The organism is Pseudomonas juntendi, assembly GCF_009932375.1.
Taxonomy (GTDB): domain Bacteria; phylum Pseudomonadota; class Gammaproteobacteria; order Pseudomonadales; family Pseudomonadaceae; genus Aquipseudomonas; species Aquipseudomonas juntendi.
The window spans coordinates 35,477-56,579 of the sequence record NZ_BLJG01000106.1 but is presented as its reverse complement, the minus strand read 5'-3'; the positions used below and the strand labels follow the sequence as shown (position 1 = coordinate 56,579).

General features: G+C 62.2%; 17 protein-coding genes. 5 read left to right on the top strand and 12 right to left on the bottom strand.

What is annotated here, in order from left to right; translation table 11 throughout:
- Positions 1-5 precede the first annotated feature (5 nt).
- Complete coding sequence (locus GYA94_RS14895; protein ID WP_110678295.1) at positions 6-899, bottom strand: LysR substrate-binding domain-containing protein; 894 nt, start codon at positions 897-899, stop codon at positions 6-8.
- 130 nt (positions 900-1,029) lie between these two features.
- Positions 1,030-1,896, bottom strand: a complete 867-nt coding sequence (dapA, locus tag GYA94_RS14890; protein WP_161892592.1) for a 4-hydroxy-tetrahydrodipicolinate synthase — start codon at positions 1,894-1,896, stop codon at positions 1,030-1,032.
- Positions 1,897-2,287: 391 nt separating this feature from the next.
- Here dapA and GYA94_RS14885 point away from each other — a divergent pair, with 391 nt between their 5' ends.
- Positions 2,288-4,138 (top strand): ABC transporter ATP-binding protein, encoded by a 1,851-nt coding sequence (locus GYA94_RS14885; protein WP_161892591.1) that lies wholly within the window; start codon positions 2,288-2,290, stop codon positions 4,136-4,138.
- Between the two features lie 24 nt (positions 4,139-4,162).
- Here the strand turns inward: GYA94_RS14885 and GYA94_RS14880 are convergent, their stop codons facing one another.
- Positions 4,163-4,933 carry an IclR family transcriptional regulator domain-containing protein gene (locus tag GYA94_RS14880; protein WP_064314589.1) on the bottom strand — a complete coding sequence of 257 codons (771 nt, stop codon included), beginning with the start codon at positions 4,931-4,933 and terminating at the stop codon, positions 4,163-4,165.
- A gap of 153 nt (positions 4,934-5,086) precedes the next feature.
- On the opposite strand from GYA94_RS14880, the gene GYA94_RS14875 reads away from it, so the two are divergent.
- The 4 genes from GYA94_RS14875 to GYA94_RS14860 are packed head-to-tail and all read left to right on the top strand — an operon-like array spanning position 5,087 to position 9,654.
- On the top strand, positions 5,087-5,896 hold the full coding sequence (locus tag GYA94_RS14875) for a shikimate dehydrogenase family protein (RefSeq protein WP_161892590.1): 810 nt from the start codon (positions 5,087-5,089) through the stop codon (positions 5,894-5,896).
- A 4-nt stretch (positions 5,897-5,900) separates the two neighbouring features.
- On the top strand, positions 5,901-7,634 hold the full coding sequence (locus tag GYA94_RS14870) for an FAD-dependent oxidoreductase (RefSeq protein WP_161892589.1): 1,734 nt from the start codon (positions 5,901-5,903) through the stop codon (positions 7,632-7,634).
- Positions 7,619-7,939 (top strand): NIPSNAP family protein, encoded by a 321-nt coding sequence (locus GYA94_RS14865; RefSeq protein WP_161892588.1) that lies wholly within the window; start codon positions 7,619-7,621, stop codon positions 7,937-7,939. The genes GYA94_RS14870 and GYA94_RS14865 overlap by 16 nt, the downstream gene beginning before the upstream one ends.
- A 41-nt stretch (positions 7,940-7,980) precedes the next feature.
- Entirely contained in the window at positions 7,981-9,654 is a 1,674-nt protein-coding gene (locus tag GYA94_RS14860) for an FAD-dependent oxidoreductase (RefSeq protein ID WP_161892587.1), read from the top strand.
- Positions 9,655-9,724: 70 nt separating this feature from the next.
- On the opposite strand, the gene GYA94_RS14855 is transcribed toward GYA94_RS14860, so the two are convergent.
- The 9 genes from GYA94_RS14855 to GYA94_RS14815 are packed head-to-tail and all read right to left on the bottom strand — an operon-like array spanning position 9,725 to position 21,080.
- Positions 9,725-10,861 carry an OmpA family protein gene (locus GYA94_RS14855; RefSeq protein ID WP_110679605.1) on the bottom strand — a complete coding sequence of 379 codons (1,137 nt, stop codon included), beginning with the start codon at positions 10,859-10,861 and terminating at the stop codon, positions 9,725-9,727.
- Between the two features lie 21 nt (positions 10,862-10,882).
- Positions 10,883-11,323, bottom strand: a complete 441-nt coding sequence (gene tssE, locus GYA94_RS14850) for a type VI secretion system baseplate subunit TssE (RefSeq protein WP_110679606.1) — start codon at positions 11,321-11,323, stop codon at positions 10,883-10,885.
- Between the two features lie 4 nt (positions 11,324-11,327).
- A complete protein-coding gene (gene tssJ / locus GYA94_RS14845; protein WP_110679607.1) occupies positions 11,328-11,864 on the bottom strand; it encodes a type VI secretion system lipoprotein TssJ in 537 nt (178 codons plus the stop codon).
- On the bottom strand, positions 11,845-12,936 hold the full coding sequence (gene tssG, locus GYA94_RS14840) for a type VI secretion system baseplate subunit TssG (protein ID WP_110679608.1): 1,092 nt from the start codon (positions 12,934-12,936) through the stop codon (positions 11,845-11,847). Before tssG ends, tssJ begins: the two co-directional genes overlap by 20 nt.
- A complete protein-coding gene (gene tssF, locus GYA94_RS14835; RefSeq protein WP_110679609.1) occupies positions 12,900-14,669 on the bottom strand; it encodes a type VI secretion system baseplate subunit TssF in 1,770 nt (589 codons plus the stop codon). Before tssF ends, tssG begins: the two co-directional genes overlap by 37 nt.
- Before the next feature lie 23 nt (positions 14,670-14,692).
- The gene (gene tssA / locus GYA94_RS14830; protein ID WP_161892586.1) at positions 14,693-16,279 is read right to left on the bottom strand and encodes a type VI secretion system protein TssA; all 1,587 of its coding nucleotides are present in this window, start codon (positions 16,277-16,279) and stop codon (positions 14,693-14,695) included.
- Positions 16,276-19,587 (bottom strand): ImcF-related family protein, encoded by a 3,312-nt coding sequence (locus GYA94_RS14825; protein ID WP_167524226.1) that lies wholly within the window; start codon positions 19,585-19,587, stop codon positions 16,276-16,278. The genes tssA and GYA94_RS14825 overlap by 4 nt, the downstream gene beginning before the upstream one ends.
- 22 nt (positions 19,588-19,609) lie before the next feature.
- Entirely contained in the window at positions 19,610-20,815 is a 1,206-nt protein-coding gene (locus tag GYA94_RS14820; protein ID WP_161892585.1) for a KPHS_23130 family T6SS system protein, read from the bottom strand.
- Position 20,816: 1 nt separating this feature from the next.
- Positions 20,817-21,080, bottom strand: coding sequence for a PAAR domain-containing protein (locus GYA94_RS14815; protein WP_161892584.1), 264 nt, complete (start codon positions 21,078-21,080; stop codon positions 20,817-20,819).
- Between the last annotated feature and the right edge of the window lie 23 nt (positions 21,081-21,103).

Here is a 21,103-nt window from a genome sequence, read left to right as displayed (position 1 = left end):
CAGGCTCAGCGAGGGCCGGCCTGGTCCTTGAGCCATTGCAGCACGGTACCAAGCGCCTTGGGTTGCTGCAGCTTGCGTGGCCATACCAGGTAGAACGACTTGTCGAGCCGCAATTCATGGTCGAACACCTGGCTCAGCCTGCCAGCGGCGATGTCCTCGTTGACAAAGGCCAGGCTGGCCAAGGCAATGCCCTGCCCGCTGAGGGCGGCGTCGATAGCCAGCGAGGTCTGGTTGAAGCGCAGATTCCGGGCGCTGGGTTGACCGTGCTGGGGGAACAACTCGGCCAGGAACCTGGGCCAGAAATCGTGGGCGTCGTGCAGCATGACGAACGCTTGCAATTGCGCGAAGCTAGTGGGCGCGTGGGCCCCCTTGAACAGGGCCGGGCTGGCTACCGCGACAATCCGCTGCTCCATCAAACGTTCACTGTTCAGCCCCGCGCCGACGTCCGGGTTGCCGTAGCGCACGGCAACATCCACGCTGTCAGTGCCGAAGTGCGACAACCGATCGGTCGCCAACACCCGCAAATCGATGTCGGGGTGGCGCTGGGCAAACGCGCCGAGCCGGGGTATCAGCCATTTCGAGGCAAAGGTCGGGGTGACGCTGACCGTCAGGTGGGCAGCCTGTGGCCGGAGCAGGCGCGTGGCCTCATCGATCATGGCCAGGGCGTTGCGGATGCTGGCGCTGTAGCCCAGGCCCGCATCGGTCAGCGCCAGGCCGCGGGGCAGGCGCTCGAACAGGCGCAGGCCAAGGCTCGCTTCCAGCCCGCGTACCTGTTGCGCAACAGCGGCCTGGGTCACGCCCAGCTCCTCGGCCGCCAGCCGAAAGTTCAGGTGGCGGGCGACCACTTCAAAAACACGTAGCGCGTTAAGCGAGGGCAACGCTGGGAAACCGTCTGGCATGGCTGTGGCAAGGCTACCGGGTCGAGGGGGCGTGATGCCTTCTGGCACTGCCTCCAGGTCGAAAACCTGGACGCTGTGAAGGCGCATGGGGCCGATGCTACTCCCCGTGCCCCCGTGAAGATACCCTGGCTCAGGCGCCGAGTGCGGCCAGCACCTCTTGCAGCTTGCCCCGGGTCGCCGCCGTGCACGCCTGCATAGGGGCGCGCACCTCATCGCCAATCAGGTTCTGCAACATCAATGCCGCCTTGACCACAGCCGGGTTGGGCTCGGCAAAGGCCATTTTCAGCCATGGCAGCAGTTGGTAGAAAGTGCCGCGCGCGGCCGCCCAGTCACCTGCGTCCACCTGGCGCAGCATGCGCACGTAAAGGTCCGCCCGCACATGCGCCGAAGCCGAAATGGCCCCCGCGCCCCCCAGGCACAGGTTGTTGAAGATCTGCAGGTCTTCACCGGCCAGCACTTGGGCGTTACCGTCCTGGATCAGCGCCAGGGTGGTTTCCAGGTCGCCACTGCAGTCCTTGACCGCAGCAATGCGCGGGTGGCGCACGATACGCCGCAGGGTTTCCTGCTCGATGCGTACGCCGGTACGGTAAGGTATGTCGTAGACGATCACCGGCACGCGGGCTGCATCGGCGACGGTGTGGAAGAAGGCTTCGATACCCGCTTGCGAAGGGCGGATATAACACGGTGCGGGAACCAGCAGCCCGCCCAGCGGCCGCTGCTGGACCTGCGCCTGGAAGGCCAGCAGTTCATCCAGGTTGTAACCCGACAACCCCATCACCACCCTGCCCGGCTCAACCCAGCCCAGCACGGCATCCAGCACCGCCAGTTGCTCGGCCTTGGACAGCGCCGCAGCCTCGCCCGTAGTACCGCACACCACAAAACCGGCCACGCCCTCTTCGAGCAAACGCTTCACCAGCTTTTCCAGCCCGGCGAAGTCGATTTCATTCGCGCGCATGGGCGTGACGAGGGCGATCCAGATACCACGGAAATTCGACATGCAAAAACTCCTGATGTTGACCGAAAGTCAGCGTCAGCAGGGCGAAGAGTGGAGGGAATCGGGCGGGGTTGCCTGGCGCCTTCTGTCTCGTCAGCCCACCTGACGAGACAGCGCGCCTCGGTCAGATGAGCGGCTGTTTCTTGGATTTCTTGGCAACGGCAACGCACGCACCAGCCTGGGCGTTGAAGCCCGAAGCGAAGATGGCGTGGTTGGTCATGGACATGCTGGCAAGCCCGTTGCGTGGAGATGGTTGGATAATGGTAGGGGAAGCAGATACCTGTCAAGCCTGCCGGTTTGATCGAATGTGCACCGCAGGTGTCTATTGGCAGGCGGATTGCGCCCAGTGCTGTATGGTTACCGGTTACGCCAAAGCAGATGCCCGGAGACAAGCATGCTTCGTATTTTTGAGCGCAGGCTCGACCCCTTCCCGCCCGACGAGGTGCCACCGCCGCCCATGGGGCTGTTGCGCTTCATGTGGGCCTGTACGCGCGGCGCCCGTGGTTACATCCTGGTGCTGGCATTGCTCAGTGCCGGGGTATCGGTCTATGAGGCCTGGCTTTTCGCCTTCCTAGGCCAGGTAGTGGACCTGCTGGCCGCCTGGCAGGCGGGCAGCACGGTCAGCCCCGAGGAAAGCCGCGTGCTGTGGGGCATCGGTATCGTGCTGGTGGTCAGCGTCGGGCTGGTGGCCTTGCGCACCATGGTTCAGCACCAGGTGCTGGCAATCAATTTGCCGCTACGGTTGCGCTGGGACTTCCATCGGCTGATGCTGCGCCAGAGCTTGTCGTTCTTCTCCGACGAATTTTCTGGCCGGGTCACCACCAAGGTGATGCAGACAGCACTGGCAGTACGCGACGTGTTGTTCACCCTTATCGAGATCCTGCCCGGAATCGGCGTGTACTTCATCGCGATCATCGCCCTGGCCGGTGGTTTTGCCCTGAAACTGATGCTGCCCTTCATTGCCTGGGTGCTGTTGTTCGGCCTGGCCATGCTGTATTTCGTCCCCCGCCTGGGCAAGGTCGGGCAGGAACAGGCCAATGCCCGCTCGTCGATGACCGGGCGGGTTTCCGACGCCTACACCAACATCACCACGGTGAAACTGTTCTCCCACTCAAACCGTGAAGCGCATTTCGCGCGTGCCGCGATGGAGGATTTCAAGCAGACCGGCTTTCGCCAGATGCGCCTGGTCAGCCTGTTCGAAATCGTCAACCAGGCGCTGGTCGTGGCCTTGATCATGGGCGCCGGCGGTTATGCACTGTGGCTGTGGCACCAGGGCCAGGTCGGCGCCGGTGCGGTAGCCGCGATCACCGCCATGGCCCTGCGGATCAACGGCATGTCGCACTGGATCATGTGGGAGATCACTTCGCTGTTCGAGAACATCGGTACCGTACAGGACGGCATGGGGACCCTGACCCGCGGCCCCAAGGTGCAGGATGCAGCGGATGCGACCACGCTGGTGAGCAAAGGTGGCGCAGTCAGTTTTGACCAGGTCAGTTTCAACTACAACGGCGAGCGCCAGGTGCTCAACGACTTGACCCTGCACATACGCCCCGGCGAGAAAGTCGGCCTGGTGGGGCGCTCGGGTGCCGGTAAGTCCACCTTGATCAACCTGTTGCTGCGCTTCTATGACGTGGACCAAGGTGAAATCCGCATCGACGGGCAGAACATTGCCAAGGTCACCCAGGACAGCCTGCGCAGTGCGATCGGCATGGTCACCCAGGACACCTCACTGCTGCACCGCTCGATTCGCGACAACATTGTCTATGGCCGCCCGGATGCGACCGACGCGCAGATCCGCGCCGCCGCAGCCAATGCCCAGGCCGACGGGTTCATCGACCAGCTCAGCGACCGCCAGGGCAACAGTGGTTACGACACGTTGGTGGGCGAGCGCGGTATCAAGCTGTCTGGGGGGCAACGCCAGCGCATTGCCATTGCCCGGGTGATGTTGAAGAACGCCCCCATCCTGCTGCTGGACGAAGCCACCAGTGCGCTGGACTCGGAAGTGGAAGTGGCGATTCAGGAGAGCCTGGATGAAATGATGCAGGGCAAGACGGTCATCGCCATTGCCCACCGCTTGTCGACGATCGCGGCCATGGACCGGCTGATCGTGATGGACGAGGGGCGCATCATCGAGCAAGGCACTCACGCCGAACTGCTGGCCAAACAAGGGACTTACGCGCGGCTGTGGCAGCACCAGAGTGGCGGCTTCCTGGGCGAAGACCAAGCTATGGCCGACGCCCTGTAGAACCGGCGGCCTGCGGTGCTGGGCTCAACCCAGCACCGGCCGCAACAATGCTTGGGCCTCGTACAATGCCGGTAGATAGCGCAAGCGGATTTCATCCATGCTCAAGCGTGAGGCATGGGTGGTAATGGTCAGCGTCGCCTGCAACTGGCCGGCGCGATCCAGCAACGGCACACCCAGCACGCGCATGCCGATTTCATATTCCTGGTCGACAATGCAGAACCCTTGTGCCTTCACCCGCTGCAGCTCGGCCTGCAGCAGCACAGGGTCAGTCTGCGTATACGGCGTCAACGCCTGCAACGCGTTGCGCGCAAAGTATTCAGCCTGCGCGCCCTCCCCCAGCCAGGCCAGCCACACCCGTCCCCCGGCCGTGCAATACATCGGCACCCGCGAACCTGGCCGGATCGATAACGACGCCACATGGCTGTAGCGGCTGCGCACCAGATGGATGATTTCGTCCCCATCGCGGGTGCCAACCGACACATGCTCCTGGGTCTGCCGCGCCACCTGCTCGATGATTGGCCGCAGCATGCGCGGCAATTGCGCCGAGTCCACATAGGCCTGCCCAAGGCGCAAGGCCTTGGGCGTAAGCCAGTACTCACGGCTGTCGGTCTGGGCGAAGCCCTCATGCACCAAGGTCAACAAAAAACGCCGCGCAGCGCTGGGGGTGAGGCCTGACAGGCGGGCGGCTTGCGGCACACTGAGGCGCGGCTGCTCGGCACTGAACACTTGCATCAGGGCCAGGCCCTTTTGCAGGCCGGCGATAAGGTCGCGGGGATGAATGACGGGGGTGGGCATGCCTTACCTCAGGGCTGGAAGCTAATCGGGCCGATCAATGCGATAAACGGAGCATGGTTGCGATTATCGCATCAAGTCACCGCCAAGCGCATTGTTGTCTGCGTTGTACTGCCTCAACCTTGGTGCCACAACAACGCCAATAATGAGGTCAGCATGATTCGTGGTTCCACTGAACTGGTCGCCATCGTCGGTGCCCCCATCGCCCAGGTGAAGTCCCCGGAAAACTTCAACACCTGGTTCGCCAACCACCACCGCGATGTCGCCATGCTGCCCATCGATTTGCACGAGGCAGCGCTGGACAGCTTTGTCGGTGCCCTGCGCGGTTGGCAAAACCTGCGCGGTTGCGTGGTCACCGTGCCGTACAAGCAGGCCCTGGCCAAGCGCCTGGATGCCCTGAGCGAACGCGCTGCGGCCTTGGGCTCGGTCAATGTGGTGCGCCGCGAGCGCGACGGCCGTTTGCTGGGTGACAACGTTGACGGCGCCGGCTTCCTCGGTGCTGCGCGCAAGCATGGCTTCGTGCCAACGGGCAAGCGTGCACTGGTGATCGGCTGTGGTGGCGTCGGCAGCGCCATCGCCTATGCCTTGGCCGAGGCCGGCATCGGCAGTATTACCCTCAGCGACCCCAGCAGCGAGCGCCTGGGCGCACTGTGCGACCTGCTTGGCACTGCCTTCCGCGGGCTCACGGTCCACACAGCGTTCAATGGGCTCGAAGGCTTCGACCTGCTGGCCAATGCCTCTCCGGTTGGAATGGGCAGCCGTGCCGAGTTGCCATTGTCCGCCGCCTTGCTGGCCACCTTGCTGCCCGAAACCCTGGTAGCCGACGTGGTCACTGCGCCCGAGATCACCCCGCTGCTCAACCGCGCCCGCCAGGTCGGCTGCAACATCCAGACAGGGCCGGAAATGGCCTTTGCCCAACTCGGCCATCTGGGCGCCTTCATGGGCGTGACGCCGCTGGAGATCTGAAGCCATGGCGACTCATGAAGCAGCTTCACATAGCTACGACCTGGTTGTGCTGGGCAGTGGCGCCGGCGGCTTTGCCACCGCCGCTACGGCCGCCTACCGCGGGCTGAAAGTGCTGGTGGTGGAGAAGGCCGGGCACTTCGGTGGCACTTCGGCCATTTCTGGCGGTGCCGTGTGGCTGTACGGCACCGACCAGGCGCGCGCGGCGGGGGCCGAAGACTCCCCCGAGGCCATGCGCACCTATCTCAAACACGTGATTGGTGACGGCTACGACGCAGCCCTGGCCGACGCCTTCATCGAGCAAGGTCACCAGGCGCTGCGCTGGCTGGAGCAACACACCGAATTGCGCTATTCCCTGCGCCCGCACTCGCCGGATTACTACCCGCACGCCCCCGGCGCCACCGAGTTTGGCCGCGCGCTGGAAATGGTCGAATACGACGGCAGGCGACTCGGTGCACATTTCAAAGCGCTGCAGATGCCACCGCCGGGCATGCTGCTGTTCGGCGGCATGATGGTCAACCGCGTGGACATCCAGCACTTTCTCAGCATGCGCCGCTCGCCCCGGTCACTGTGGCACTGCCTGAAGCTGTTGGCCCGCTATGGGCGGGACAGGCTGCAGCACCCGCGCGGCACGCGGCTGACGACCGGCAACGCACTGGTCGCCCGGCTCGCCACCAGCGCCTTCGCCCATGGCACGCAACTGTGGTTGAAGAGCGCCGCCGTGGAGCTGATCACCGAGTGCGGCAGGGTCACCGGCGTGGTGATACAGCGTGACGGGCGCCGCGAACGGGTAATGGCCCGTGGCGGCGTGGTGTGCGCCATGGGTGGGTTCGCCGCTGGCGCGCTGGCCGCCAGCTACCGCCCAGCGCAAGCGGGCGCGCACCTGAGCATGTCACCGCCGAGCAACGACGGTGCCGCACTGCGCCTTGGCCAGGCAGTGGCCGCCGCGGTTGGCGACGGCCTGGCGGCGAACTTCTTCTGGGCACCGGTTTCCGAACTGCGCCATGCCGACGGTCGCCACGAACGTTTCCCGCACCTGGTGACCGACCGCGCCAAACCCGGCGTGATTGCGGTAGACGCCAGCGGCCGGCGCTTCGTCAACGAATCCGACTCGTATCACCATTTCGTGCAGACGATGTTCGCCAAAGGCATCAACAGTTGCTGGCTGGTCTGTGATGGCCAGGCGATGCACCGCTATGGCCTGGGCCTGGCGCGGCCCAGCCCCGTGAACAACCAGGCGCTGGTCGATGCCGGCTACCTGTACCGGGCGACCACAGCGCAAGCCCTGGCCCAGGCCATCGGCGTGGACCCGGAGGGGCTTGCCCGCACCCTCGAACAGTTCAACCGTGATGCCGCCACGGGCACCGACCGTGCATTCGGCAAAGGCGGCAACAGCTACAACCGCTACATGGGCGACCCGCAGCACCAACCCAACCCCTGCCTGGCGCCGCTCACCCGCGCGCCGTTCTATGCCATCCGCCTCCACACCGGCGACCTCGGTTCGGCCTGCGGCCTGGTCACCAACACCGATGCCAATGTACTGAACCGCAACGGTCAGCCCATCGCCGGGTTGTACGCGGTTGGCAACGACATGAACTCACTGATGAAAGGCACCTACCCCGGGCCCGGCATCACCCTGGGCCCTGCCCTGACGTTCGGCTGGCTCGCTGCCAACCACATCGCTGCGCGCCTTCAGGCGCCCACCACCCCCACGGAGACCCCAGCATGTACTACGAACTGAGAACCTACACCCTCGACCCCCTGAAAATGGCCGACTGGCTCGCGCTGTACCAGAGCCACGCGCTGGAGGTGCAAAGCGAACATTTGGGCAACCTGGTGGGCTTTTTCACCAGCGAGTTCGGCGACGTCAACCAGGTGGTGCATATCTGGGGCTATAGCAGCCTGGACGAGCGCATGGCGCGCCGGGCGGCCATGGCGGCGGACCCACGCTGGACGGAATTCTCGCGGCGCAACCGGGAGCTGGGGGCAGTCGTGCGCCTGCACTCACGGCTGATGCGGCCCACCGGTTTTTCGCCCTTGCAGTAAACCCTGCACACCCCTTCTCACCGCCCTTACGGAACCACGCCATGCAACCTCTGCAATGCGACGTACTGGTCATCGGCGCTGGTGCCGCGGGCCTGGCGGCCGCCGTGACTGCGGCCCACCATGGCCAGCAGGTAATCATCGCCGAAAAGGCCACCCACCTGGGTGGCACCAGCGCCTGGTCGGGCGGCTGGCTGTGGATACCCCGCAACCCGCTGGCCGTTGCCGAGGGCATCGTCGAGACGGGCGACGCCCCGGAGCGCTACCTGCGCGCGCAAACCCATGTCAGTGAACTGGATGCACGCCAACGGGCGTTTCTGCACCACGGCCCGGAAATGGTGGCGTTTTTCCAGCGGCACACTGCCGTGCAGTTTCAAAGCGGCAGCCGCATGCCCGACATGCACGCAGGTGACGGCAGTGCGCGCGGCGGCCGCTCGCTGTGCGCACTGCCCTACGACGGGCGCCGGCTGGGGCCTTGGCTGCGCAAGCTGCGCCCGCCGCTGGACATTGTCAGCCTGGCCGGCATGGGCATTGCCGGGGGCGCCGACATGGCCGCCTTCTTCAACGCCACCCGCTCGCCCAAGGCGGCCATGCATGTCGGCAGGCGGCTGCTGCGCCATGGCCGCGATCTGCTGCTGCACCGTCGCGGCCAGCAGCTGGTCAATGGCAACGCGCTGGTGGCACGCCTGCTGCGCAGTGCGCTCGATCTGGGCGTGACCGTGCTGACCGGCAAGGCGGCCACGCGCCTGCTGGGCTCAGGCCGGGTCGGCGGCGCACAGTTTGCCGACGGCCAGGTGATTCATGCGCGCCGTGGCGTGGTGCTGGCTTGCGGGGGCTTCCCGCATGATCGTCAGCGTATTGCGCAACTGGTGCCGCATGCGCCGCAAGGTCACCAGCATTATTCTGCCGCGCCCCGGGAAAACACCGGGGACGGCCTGCGCCTGGGCGAACAGGCCGGTGGCCAGGTACATAGCTGCGGTGCCCATGCCGGGGCTTGGGCACCCGTGTCGCAGGTGCCACGCCGCGATGGCAGTCATGGCCACTTTCCACACCTGGTCGACCGCGCCAAACCCGGTTTCATTGCGGTACGCAGCGATGGCCGGCGCTTCGCCAACGAGGCCGATTGCTACCACGACTTCATGAATGCATTGTTCGCCGCCACGCCGCAGGGCGAGCCGGCGCAGGCCTGGCTGATCTGCGACCATGCCGCGCAACGGCGCTATGGCATTGGCTGGGCCAAACCCTTTCCGTTCCCCACCCGCATCTACCAACGCTGTGGCTACTTGCACAAGGGCGACAGCCTGGCCCAACTGGCGCAGCGCTGTGGCATCGATGCGGCGCAGTTGCAGTGCACGGTGGCGGCGTTTAACCAGCATGCGGCCCAGGGCCTGGACCCCGTTTACGGCCGCGGCGCGTCAGCCTATAACCGCGCCCAAGGGGAACCGTTGCACGGGCCCAACCCCTCGCTACGGCCCCTGCTGAACGGGCCGTTCTACGCGGTCAGGCTGTCGCCCGGCAGCCTTGGCACTTTTGCCGGTCTGGCGACAGACGCGGCGGCCCGGGTGCTGAACGAGCAGGCGCAGCCTATTCCCGGGCTGTATGCGGTGGGCAACGATATGCACAGCGTGATGGGCGGGCACTACCCGAGCGGCGGTATTACCCTGGGGCCGGGCATGACCTTTGGCTATATCGCTGGCATGGCGTTGAGCAGTTCCTAGTGTCCGCTATCGAAACTACGCTTTCTTTTGGCACACGGCCTGGATGTTCAGTTACGCACTACCTTGTGTGTCAAAGGTCGGCGAGATCGTTGCACGCGCTGCTCTGTGGCAGCATTCGGATATCCACGCGCCGATTCTCAGCGCGCCCAAGCCGGGTAGCATTGCTACTGACTGGCTGGCTGGCGGCAACACCTTGCACAGCGAAGCAACTGTCCGGGATGTTTCCCATGCGCTGCATCCAGTCGCGCACGGCCAAGGCACGGGCTCTGGACAGGTCGAGGTTTCTGGCCGCATCACCCCGTGCGTCCGCGTGCCCGGAGATCACGATCAGCCAACCCGGTTGAGCCTTGATACCCACCAGTGCATTGATCAGCGCTTTGGTAGAACCTGGTTTCAGTTCGGCACTGCCCGGCTCGAACAGGTTCAGGCTATCGAGTTGGATCGGCTCAGGCATGGGGGCGTTTTTGATTTGCCTGGATGCCCATTCTTGCCAGCCTAACCATCCCGCAAAAACGCAGGAGACCGACAGTACCAGCAGCCACGGCAATACCGCGCGCTTCTGCACCACAGGCTCGACCACAAAACTGTAGGCCGGTGGTGCTGAGACCACTGCGGCGATCTGTGGGCTAAGCGCTGGCGTAGCGGGTGACCCCCATGGTTGCAACGCAAGCGGCATCGGCACGTCGCGGCCTCCCGACATGCGCTGCATCACGCTGCTGACCTGCTGTCGGAACACCTTCAGCGAGGCCAAGGGGGCGTGGCCAAGCTGCTCCAGGCGACGCTCCAGCCGCCCCAGTTCAGTAATCAGTTCCCCCAGCGTCACCAGGCTCGCTCCGCCCCACTCCAGCATTCGGACCAAAGGATGCAAACGGGCAAACAACCAGGCGATGAGATCGATACGGGATGAAGCTTGCAACGGCCACAAGCGCGGCCACGCGTCCGTAAGTGTACAGAGCAGTGCCACGCCCTCGGTCAAACCCGCGAGCCCTGCACGGTAACTACGCGCCAGGATGAAGGACACTGCCGTCTGCAACTCCACCCCGTTCCGCTCGAAGAGCCTCAAGCACAATGCTTCGACTTTTGCCCAGTCGACATCAGGGCACGCGGGGTGATCAAGCTTGGCCAGCTCGCCGCGCAACACCTTGAACTCATCAAAACTGCCTGGGTCGTCTCCCAGGCGAATCCGCATTTCAAAAAGCGCCGTCATCTGGCCCCCTTGTCTGTAGGTCTATGGCTTGGTGAGATAGCCTTCCCGCTTCAGGTGACGCACGACCACCCTTCCATCTGGCGCAAGCGTGGCCCCGAAGGCAACCCGGCCACCGCCGTTGATGCGAACTTCGAGTGCGTATTCCAGGTGGCCCGGCCGTCGCTGCGCTAGCAGCTGGATGCGGACTTCTGCAAGCCGCGGCTCATATCTGCGCAAGGTGCTCACGATGTCATTCATCAAGCCATGGGCCGAGGCAGGCAACCCTTGTAAAACCGTGCCCATATCCGGTAAGCCATATTCCGGCAGATGGGCGAGGGTTCCGGCGCGGCTGTTCAGAATGCGCTGGAGATTGTCCAGAACCGAGAGCGTCAGTTGGTCATCCTCACTGACCCGCTGCAGTTCCAGCTCGCCGCTGTAATGTTGCAGCAGCGTTTCGTAAAGCGAAGGGCCTGGCTCGGTCATGTGCTCAGCCCTCGGCGCGCGGGCGCAACTTCAAGCGGTTGTCGCCCAGTTCAATGACCCTGGGCTGGTCCGGGGCGAGGTCATCACGCTGCAAGGTCAGGCGCCACGCGTCTTGCTCCAGGTCCGGGTTTCGGAACAAGGCAACAACGGCAATGTACCGAGACTCACTGTGCAAAGGCGTGCTGAGCTGAGCCGCTTCACCAGGTTTGACCACTACAGCCTTTTCGTTCAACAAGTCACTACCCAGCACACGCCCGCCGTGGCTGACAAGATCGTCGTAGGCGGCCCGGTCCAGTGCCTTGTGATCACGCAGTTGGTAGACCCGTATCAGCACCGGAACGGACAACCCGCTCATCTCGGTGCTGTCAGTATTCATTGCTGCCCGCCCCGTGAAATCCAGATGCAGTGTTTTGACTTGCTTGTAGAAGATCGCATGGGCGGTGGAGGCTGTGCCGTCAACGACCTTCTGGGTGAGGCCGCAGCCGCCCAGCAGTATCGCCAACGCCACGGCCGTGAAGCGTTTAGAAGTGGTACGCCACATGCGCTACCTCCCTGTTGCAAGGGTGCAGTTTCAGGCCTTGATAACGACCCAGATTGATGGTGATGGTGTGGGCCGTAGCTTCTTCGCCTGCCGGCAAACCCAGCACTGCAGTCATTCCCAGCCTCACTTGCGTATGGCCAAGCACCGGTACGGGTAACAGACGCAGCGCAATGGAAAGCTGTAGCCTGGCCGTGCAGCGCCACCCGAGGTACACCTCCAGCAGTACTTGCATGTCCAGCAGCAGCTGGCCACCAGGCAGCCACTCGCGCGCCTCATCCGGGTCATTGGTGTGCAGCAAGAGGCGCAACTGGCTGTTCGCATCAAGCCCGACAGTGCCTAGCGGCAAGCCTTGGGAGAGACTGACCGGGCTATCCTTTGCCAGGCTGGCTGGCCGCCCAACTACCACACGTTGCGGCCAATGGCCGGTGACATGTGCCTGGGTACCTGGAGCCAGCAGCTTGACCAGCGCTGAAATGCCCTCGGCGTTGCGGGTGGGCAAGCGCATAACGCTGAGCAGCGCCAGGAAGCGTGACATGGGCGTGGCAATACGCTCGGCCGTACCCGGTATGCCGAGCCCGATCAAACCCAACAGGCATTGCGAGGTGGTATCGCCCCCGCCCGCCTGAAATGTGGCGGGGTACGAGTATTTACGCCAGATCCGGTAGAACTGGGTGAATACCCGATGGTTGAAGATGTCGAGAAACGCCTCAACGGCTTCGTGGCCTTCACGGCGCTGGGCGATGTCGTCCAGGTAGGCTGTTGGCAGCGGCGAATCGACACCGTACAAACCCAGCAGCCGCGTTCGTATCGTGATAGGTCGTTCGGGGCAGGTGGCGTCAGACTCAATGGCCTTCAGCTCACCTGCGGGAAACCCCATCCCCGGATCAGGCCGAAAGCGTACCCCGTCATCACCTGGATGGGCGGTGCTGCCTAACGGCGGGTGATCAGCCAGTACCTGCTCCAGTAGCTGGCACACGCGATACACATTGGCCGAGGCAACCTGCCCCTGCAGCACCTGCAAAAGCCCTGCTGCTTTCAGCCGGGAATACGCTGACTGTGATGTTCGCTCCATCGCAGGCACCTCCCCGTAGGTTGCAGGATCAAGGTCAATTGCGTGCACAAGTGAATATCGGCATACAGGGCGAAGAAGCGGCTGAGCATTTCACCGAACAGGCAAATGTCCCCCTCCCCGGAAAAGCCATTGCTGTCGAGCGTCACTTCGATATCCACGCCGCGCAGCAGAAAGCCTTTTTCGAACCGCTGGATAAGGTGATGCCTGACCTCAACGATGGCCTCCAGGCGACGGCGATTGGTTTCGCTACCCGTCCACTCATACAAGGCCAGCGTGCCGCGCAGCACTTCGGCACTGTTGAGCATGGGCAGGAAGTTCGAGCCCAGATGGCTCAGCACTCGCCAGTGGAAACGGTCACGATTGGGCGGGTAGCTCGGCAGCGTGGGTGAGGTCAGGTTGCGCACCTGCAGCCCGGCCTGGGTGGACTGTGCGGTAGCGTCGAGCAACGTACTGCGCAGCGCCTTGCGCGGCAGTTGGCCATTGGTCCCGGTAAGGCGCAGTGACAGGCTGTTGCGCTGGAGCAGCACGTCCTTGTCAAAGCCTTCCCCGCCCAGGATCAGCCAGGTGTCATGCAGGCCATTGGCGCCCTGCCTGAGCCGGGTATGAAAATACCGCTCCGGCGCTTCATCGCGGAGCATGCCACCCTTGTGGCGAAAGCTGCTGAAAGGCACATAGTCGTGCCGGACACTGTTCTTCGAACCGGACACCCTGTCCACGGAATAGATTTCCGTGTGCCCGTCCTGCAGCCGCATCGGGCGAAGCAAGTACTCGTTTTGCAGCGGGTCCAGGTTGAGTGGGTCGGCTTCCAGTGGAAACAGGTTGATCACTGGCACCGCGTGCAAGCGAATGTGATCCTGATTGGGGATGAAGGCATGCGACCACGCTTCATCAAGCACCACTTCCAGTTCGAACCACGGGGCCTGCGCGGGTATCGCTAGCGACTCGAGCCCGCACAGTGTGACGAACATGAACTTCTCACGGAAGGTAAAGTACTCAAGCAACAGTTGATAGCCGCTGAAGGCACTGTCGCCTTTGGGCCAAAGACAGTCATCGTCGGCGAAGCCCTTGGGCTTGAAATGACCTTCCATTAGCTGGCGCTCTGCCTCGCCCGGTATTCGCACGTACAGTGCCTTTACCTTCAAGGTCAGTGCTTGATGCAGTGCGCTGGCCAACGCTGCATCAGCATTCAAGTACAACGGTAGTCGGGACAGATCCAGCCGATTCCAGTCGGCCAGGTCCCCACGGACAAAACGCAGGCGCAGCACTGCGCGCCCGTCGGGTTCATTATCTAGACGTACGGCGCCCAGCTGGAGCGGTTGTAGTGTCAGAGCCTGTGTTGTGGAATAGCGGCAGCGGGTACGTTGTGGCCCCACTGGCTGAGACAGCACCTCAAAGCCCCTGGCAAGGGTTTCGCTGCTTTTCATCTGGCTCACATCTGGCATCAGTTCAACGATGGCCAGCGAGGGTATGGTGCGCAGGTAGTGTGGCCACAGCAGGCTGACCAGCCCCTCGGTCAGTTCGGGCAAATCGTCGTCCAGTTTTTCCCGCAGGCGCCCCATGAGAAACGCGAAGCCCTCGAACAGGCGCTCCACATAGGGGTCTTGCGCGCCGGGTTTGTCCAGGTTCAGCTGCGCGGCACGGTCCGGGAACGCCTGGGCGAACTCTTTACCCGCTTCGCGCAAGTAGCGCATCTCGGCATCGAAGTAGCGCAGGGTTGGGTTGTCCTTATTCAAAACAGGGTCCTGATCAATGTGAGTTAGCTGCACAGCACCGCAGCACGTACAGGGTCAATGGCGACCAACGCCGCCAGCTGCCGCTCCATCTGCCGTGCCAGGGCCGGCCGGTCGGCATCGTTGCGCTGGGCCTTCAAACGCAGCAGTTTGAGCAAACGCGCCTTTACCTCGAAGATCAGCTCGGGCTCCCAGTCGGTCAATGCGTGGTGGTGCGCGGTGGTATCCAGCTCCGTGAACAAATGAATCGCCAGTTCGGCCTTGCCGTATTGCTCGGCCACCCGCGCCATCAGCAGGCGCAGCAACCAGCGCTGGCGCCCGGCCTGCGTATCCGGCCGGTTTGCCAGCCAGGCCAGCGCCTGCTCGACACCCTCAGCATCGGCTTGCGCCAGCGCATCGGGTTCCAGTGCAAGGATGTCGCAACTGGCCATGGGGGTTGCCGAGGCTGCAGCAGGCAGCCATTGCGCGCCGCGGCTGTCGCTGACGTGCTGGTTGATCCATTCGCGTGTGGTTTCATCTGCGAAGGCCGAGCCATCGCGCCAATACAGCGTTTCTAGCCCGGGCAAGCGCTGCAGCAGCGTGTTCAGGTCATGTTTGATGACGGCTGCCCAGCTACTGTGCGGGTGCGGAGATTTGTTCAAGGCCTGGTGCAGATACCATTGCAGGTCCAGCCAGAAGTGGTTGACGCCCTCGGCGTACATGCGCTCGGCCTGGTCGATCAATTCGCTCCAGCGTTGCTGCACGTGCAAGCGCTTGAGCTGGACACGGTATTCACCACGTGGGGGCGCCAGGCGGGTTATGCCCTGTGCGTCTTGCGGCGGGACTTGGTGCACGGTGTCCCAGCGCAAGCTCTTCATCAGCCGGTGGGCCGCCAGCCAGCCTTCGGGTTGCTCGCGCAGGTAGGTCGCTAACTGCCGCCCGCTGTCCAGCAAGTCTCGCCCGGACTTGATCGACGACGAACTCGGGCGGGTGGCCGAATGAGTTGGCGCAGATTCACTACTGGTTTGCGGAACGATCGCATCCACACCACCCGCCACTGCCAGGCGAGCGGACAGCGCGGTGTACAGTCCGTCCAGGCATGGTCGTTGGTCTTCTGGCCAAGCGCTGAAGCCCTGCTCCAGCCACACTAGCGCCGCCACGGTGCGCTGGACCTCGGCCTTGACCACCTGGGGGTACAACGACAGACTGGCCAGCACCCGGTTGCCGGCCAGCCACTCCAAGGCCATTTTTCGGCTGTTGGGGCGCGCCGGCAGGATGTCCGCAGAATACCGCTCCAGCAACGCAGCCAGCAGGCTCAAGCCGTCTGCCAGCCCGGGCTCCCCATCGGTGTGCAGGCGGGCCCACAGGTAATACGTCGCTACGCGCAAGTCTTTGCAGGCATGTTGCAGCAACCGTTGCCCAAGCTGTGCGACCAACTCTACATCTGCGCCGGACAGCCGGTTGACCTCTTCGCGCATGCGTTGGAAATCGTCGTCATAACCGGGGTCTTCACCCACGGGCGTATCAACGCTGATGGGGGACAGCCAGGCTTCCCAGCATTGGCTGTGTTCACGGGCCAAGGCGAGTGCATCGCGATCCGGGAGGCAACTCGCGACCAGGCTGCTTAGGCTCATTGCGGGCCTCCGTTATGCGCGAAGCGCGCATCACCCACGAGGAAGATGTCCCTGGGCAGACGGAAGCCGCGCAACTTAAGCAAGGTCAGCGGGCCGTCAGCCAGCTCGGTGCGTAGGTGCCAGGTCAGGCCCAGGCCGTCCGGCGCGCTCAGTACCACCCGAAAGCGGCTGTCGCCGTCATCCAGCGGGGTGACGGTGGCCTCTTCCAGCAGGCGTATCAAACCCCAGGTGCCCTGGTAGTCCGCATACAACCGTTCGCCGCCATGGATACCGGTCCAGGTCAGGCTGATGCCGGGGTGGTCACCCTGCCCTGGCCAGCTAAAGCGCTGCCAGCGCTCACGCTGATTGAAGTAATGATGCTGCTCGCCGTTGAGCACGAAGCGGGTTTGCACCACGTCCTGCACGGGTTTGCCGCGCAGCTCGAAGCTCATGCCCATGCCACCGTCGGTATAGAGCACGTCCGCCAGTTGGCTGAGGTGGTTGATTGCTTCCAGAAAGGCAGGGTTGAAACGCAGGCCCTGGCTTTGGCGAGGATCGATCACCCAGCGGCTCCCCTCTTTGCGCACCAGGCCATTGAGTTGCTGGTGCAGGAATTGCTCGATGCGCCCGGAGTCGGCCCGAATCATCTGCCCGAGCATGGGCAGGGATGCATCACTGCTGGAGGCGGCAAAGGGGTAACGGTTGTCAAAGGCGCCATGCCACTCATCGACGATGGCGCGCTGCCAATCCCGGTTCAGGCCAGCAGAAGACGGCTGCAGGATCTGCTGCCAGGCCTGCGTCAACGGCTGCACAAATAGCGCATGGGCTACAGGGCCCCACTCGGCGCCCAAGCTCGCGGCAATCAGGCTTCCGTAGGCCTGCGCATCGGTCAGGTCGACGCCCTTGCCTTGAAATACGGTTTGCGCCAGCACTTGCGTCATGGCCTGCGGGTCTGGGGCGTTGGTGATCTGCTGAAGCTTCAGTCGCACGCTGGTGACGCGGGTGAGGAAGGCTTGCAGGCTCAAGTGGTCACTGCTGGCTCGGCCTTCGGGGGCTTTGCCCAGTAACGCCATCAGCGGACCGAAGGTACTGTCGAGTGGACCGCTGGGCGCTTGAGCCAGCTGGTCGACCATCGGCGGTGCTTTCTGCCCGACCAGCTTCTGCGCCGATTCGATCAGCGAGTCGGCCAGGGCCTGGCCACGGACACCCGCCTGGCCTTGGTAACTCAGAGTGTTCATCAGGGCGATCAGGGGCGACTGGCGGGCATCGCTCATCAGCGTCAATTGGGCGGTCACATCATGCAGGCTTGTGCTCTGCTGCCAACGCAGGCTGTTGAGAAAGGCCAGCCAGGCACTGCTGTAGTCCCGGAAATAGCGTGCGGTCAGCCGCGCTTTCAGTTGCTCAGGGCTCAGTTCATCCGCGACATCACCCACGTTGTCGCTCAATACCCAGTCGATTTCTTCACGCCGTGCATTGGCCGCGTCGTCAATAGCCATGCGGACCTGGCCCTCCCAGGCTTCGCGGGTGAACGCGCCGGGGACGTGACCGGTGCTGGTGAACAGCGCGGTCGCGTCGGTGTCGCCAACCATCTGCTGCAAGGCCATTGGGGCATAGTGGTTAGCGGCGGTATCGAGGACGTGCTGGTACAGGCTGCTTTCAGCGTTTCGTTGCCCCAGTTCGCGCAGCAGCACTTGGCGTGTTTGGGCGATCAACCTGAGGTCGGCCTTAATCGCCCAGTCAGGGTGCTCGGGCAGATGCTGGCCGTAGAATGTCCACAATGCCGGTTCAGCAGCGCCCAAAGTCTCGGCCAAGAAAACAGCATCGGCTTTTTCTGGGCGCGCCAGCATCAGATAGGCTTTGAGGTAGTTGTAAGCCTGCTGTGCCCGCGTGGCGCGCAGGGGGCTTGCCAGAGGCAAGTTGACCAACGCTTTGAGCCGTTTCTCCAGCTCAGAGACGGCAGGGTCGCGGAGCAGTTGGTTATTGGCTTGCATGTAGAGCGGCCACACCGCTTCACGCAGGTCATGCGACCGGTTCAGGCCAAAGCGCTGGTACCACGGTGCGCCGTGTTCTGATCGGTAGTCCAGGCGGGAGAGTTCGCGTACCAGCTCACCCAGTGCCTGTTTAGTGTCTGTACCTGCTACAGGCTGTTGCAAAGCGCTGTACGCTGCCGCTATCTGACCGACCTCGGCACGGTTGCTCGCAAACGACAACAGCAAACCGATGCCCCAAATGAAAGCGAGGCCGAGCGCAGAAACGTAGGCGACTCTGGCTGGGTGCCAACCCAGTCGCTGGGTTCGGGCGGATCGATCGTTGAGGATCCCTGACCATGCTGGGTCTTCAGGCCAGTGATGATCCACGCGAAGGTTGTTCTGGAGTCGCAGCGGTAAGCTGAACCACACGCCACGCAACCAAACGTCGCGTCGCCGGAACAGCGCGGACAATGCAGCGCACCATCCGGAGACACCATCGGTCGCAACATCGCGTGACAATCGAAGCAAGAAATCATGATCAGAGTCTTTTTGAAGCTGCGATAGACCCTGCTCACGTAAGGGTTGTGCGAGCATGCCCAAGTGGTCGGCGAGCCGCACTGGCGATAAGGGTACCGGGAGCATGCAGCCTATCGCTCCGATTTCGCACGCGTGCTGCGGCCACATACTGTCGCAGACCTGCCACACATGCAGCAGCAATTGGCAGCGAAGGGTTTTGGCCAGACTCTGCAAACGACGAACGCTGTCGTTCATCGCGCTCACGTTATTGCTTTGCTCTTTGTTCAACACCCAGACCACCCCATTGAGCGCACAGTTGCGGCATAGGCCGCGCCACTGCAAAAGCAACGCGTCTTGCGCTTCACCTTGGATGCTGCCGGCCCACAGCAGCACGGTGTTTTGCCCTTCCAGCCAACGCTGCTCGCTCAACCCAGGGGCAATCGCCTCGATCTGCTCAGACTCACCGACCACCAACAACAGTCGAATTTTGCGCCGCCAGAAGAAGCCGTAGCGTCCCTTCAAATGCGCCCTCAACTCGGGTACGCCAAATGGATCCTCAGCATTAGAAACTACGTTACTGCCATTCGAAAAAGTCCAGTTGGCTCCGAGCTTTTGTCCCATCAGAGCAATAAAATCTCTCGCGCCCAACATTCGGATAGCCAATTCGCCGACGCCATCGAGAAAGAGAAATATCAAACAGCCGATCAACAACACTGCTGACCATTGCAAGCGTGCAGTCTCACTCCTCACCTGCACTACGGGATTATCGACCCAGATCAATACCCCACCCGCAACGAGCAAACACAGGATCACTATCCAGACGCTGATTCTCTTCTTTTTCACGATCAATCCCTATTTCAAGATCTCATGCAGGCCGGACAATAAACATTTGAGTAGAGGCATCGTGTAGCAGGACCACCTGCGGACCGTCCTCCGCCTTGGCACACTCACTAGCAACGATTAATGCGACATTACCTACTGCACATCCAGGCAAACCAAACGAATCATCCAATCGATGACACCTGGCCACGTTAAAAGGGAAGCGTGCTGCATTCACAGCGATACATGTCTCACGTAAAACGTCGCCAGGCACCTGAGCTTGCCAACTGAAGTACCTTTCTTCTCCGGCACGCAGTTGCCCCCAAAGAAATGCTTCTGTAACTGCGTCCTTGATAGAGCGACCAGCGCACTCAAGTTGGACAGGGCGATGAACCAGGGCGATCGAATCAATTTTTTGCGTGTTACACCACTGCGAAGAGCCCAACAACACAGCTGTCACGGCCTCGGCCTGTTCAGCAATGGGGTCTAGAAAAAGATTAATTTCGACGGACACTAACAGTTGATGTCGTTCCGGCGCATCCAACCAGGTGTCCAGCCACATGACGCCATCATCGTCCATCGCAAAGACCACGTTATGAGTTAAACGGGGGTTGGTGGTAACTGCAGACCAAATAGACAGCAGCTCTTCATTGCAAAGTACTTGGTTATGCCTGATACGAACATCCACAGCAAGACTGCGCGCCCCGATCTCTAAATCAGACTCCAACCCACGTACAACTTGCTGTAAAAACCCACGTAAACGCTTAGCGTATTCGGATTTTGAGTGATTTTGTACCGACGGTTTTAATTGGCTCAACCGCATTGTCAAGGCTTGCCCTTCCAGATAAATAGACTGGAGAGGCTTACTGCCCAAACGCAGGGCCTGAGCAAGTTTATTATTGCCCGCCCCGGAACAATAGGATACGGCCAATACGGCAACCGTAGGCTGGCCGCGCAGAATGAGTGATCGCTCCAACTCATCGCGACTCTCATTCCAACCCTCTATATAATCTCGATGCTTCTCGTACGCCAAAAAACGCAGTGCGTAGAACAATAACCCGGTAATCAAAACCCCTAAAAATGCGCAGATCCAAAACCACAATGATGGATGCCAACTGTCCACCCGCCAACGCAGGACCATCAACCCGCCAACGACGAGCGAACAAAGCAAGATGACCACACCCCATCGCCAGTGCCGAGGTTGCCGGGGTAGCAATCGCCTCTCAGGTAATGAGCTCAGGTCAACTGCCATCTCACAGCCTACCTGCTTGAGGAAGCGACGTGATTAAATCACAACCACAGGAACAGCAATGACCGTCTAAAGCAATGGGCCGACCTTCAACTTTCGAACCTGTATCCCCCTCTGCTATTTCATTCACGCCGTGCCCAGGTATTGGACAAAAAACAGCATCACCTACGCAAGCGACATCAAGCTGCATGAATTTCAATCCACGGGTACCGGCAAGCACCTTGCCTCCCGAAGACAGTTTGTCGCCAACACGAATAACTCCGCGCATATCATTAAGCACCTAATAATAAA

What these genes read in the sequence shown, in the direction of transcription:
- GYA94_RS14895 (WP_110678295.1), bottom strand. Translation starts at nt 899, where the DNA reads ATGCCAGACGGTTTCCCAGCGTTGCCCTCGCTTAACGCGCTACGTGTT.
- dapA (WP_161892592.1), bottom strand. Translation starts at nt 1,896, where the DNA reads ATGTCGAATTTCCGTGGTATCTGGATCGCCCTCGTCACGCCCATGCGC.
- GYA94_RS14885 (WP_161892591.1), top strand. Translation starts at nt 2,288, where the DNA reads ATGCTTCGTATTTTTGAGCGCAGGCTCGACCCCTTCCCGCCCGACGAG.
- GYA94_RS14880 (WP_064314589.1), bottom strand. Translation starts at nt 4,933, where the DNA reads ATGCCCACCCCCGTCATTCATCCCCGCGACCTTATCGCCGGCCTGCAA.
- GYA94_RS14875 (WP_161892590.1), top strand. Translation starts at nt 5,087, where the DNA reads ATGATTCGTGGTTCCACTGAACTGGTCGCCATCGTCGGTGCCCCCATC.
- GYA94_RS14870 (WP_161892589.1), top strand. Translation starts at nt 5,901, where the DNA reads ATGGCGACTCATGAAGCAGCTTCACATAGCTACGACCTGGTTGTGCTG.
- GYA94_RS14865 (WP_161892588.1), top strand. Translation starts at nt 7,619, where the DNA reads ATGTACTACGAACTGAGAACCTACACCCTCGACCCCCTGAAAATGGCC.
- GYA94_RS14860 (WP_161892587.1), top strand. Translation starts at nt 7,981, where the DNA reads ATGCAACCTCTGCAATGCGACGTACTGGTCATCGGCGCTGGTGCCGCG.
- GYA94_RS14855 (WP_110679605.1), bottom strand. Translation starts at nt 10,861, where the DNA reads ATGACGGCGCTTTTTGAAATGCGGATTCGCCTGGGAGACGACCCAGGC.
- tssE (WP_110679606.1), bottom strand. Translation starts at nt 11,323, where the DNA reads ATGACCGAGCCAGGCCCTTCGCTTTACGAAACGCTGCTGCAACATTAC.
- tssJ (WP_110679607.1), bottom strand. Translation starts at nt 11,864, where the DNA reads ATGTGGCGTACCACTTCTAAACGCTTCACGGCCGTGGCGTTGGCGATA.
- tssG (WP_110679608.1), bottom strand. Translation starts at nt 12,936, where the DNA reads ATGGAGCGAACATCACAGTCAGCGTATTCCCGGCTGAAAGCAGCAGGG.
- tssA (WP_161892586.1), bottom strand. Translation starts at nt 16,279, where the DNA reads ATGAGCCTAAGCAGCCTGGTCGCGAGTTGCCTCCCGGATCGCGATGCA.
- GYA94_RS14820 (WP_161892585.1), bottom strand. Translation starts at nt 20,815, where the DNA reads ATGGCAGTTGACCTGAGCTCATTACCTGAGAGGCGATTGCTACCCCGG.
- GYA94_RS14815 (WP_161892584.1), bottom strand. Translation starts at nt 21,080, where the DNA reads ATGCGCGGAGTTATTCGTGTTGGCGACAAACTGTCTTCGGGAGGCAAG.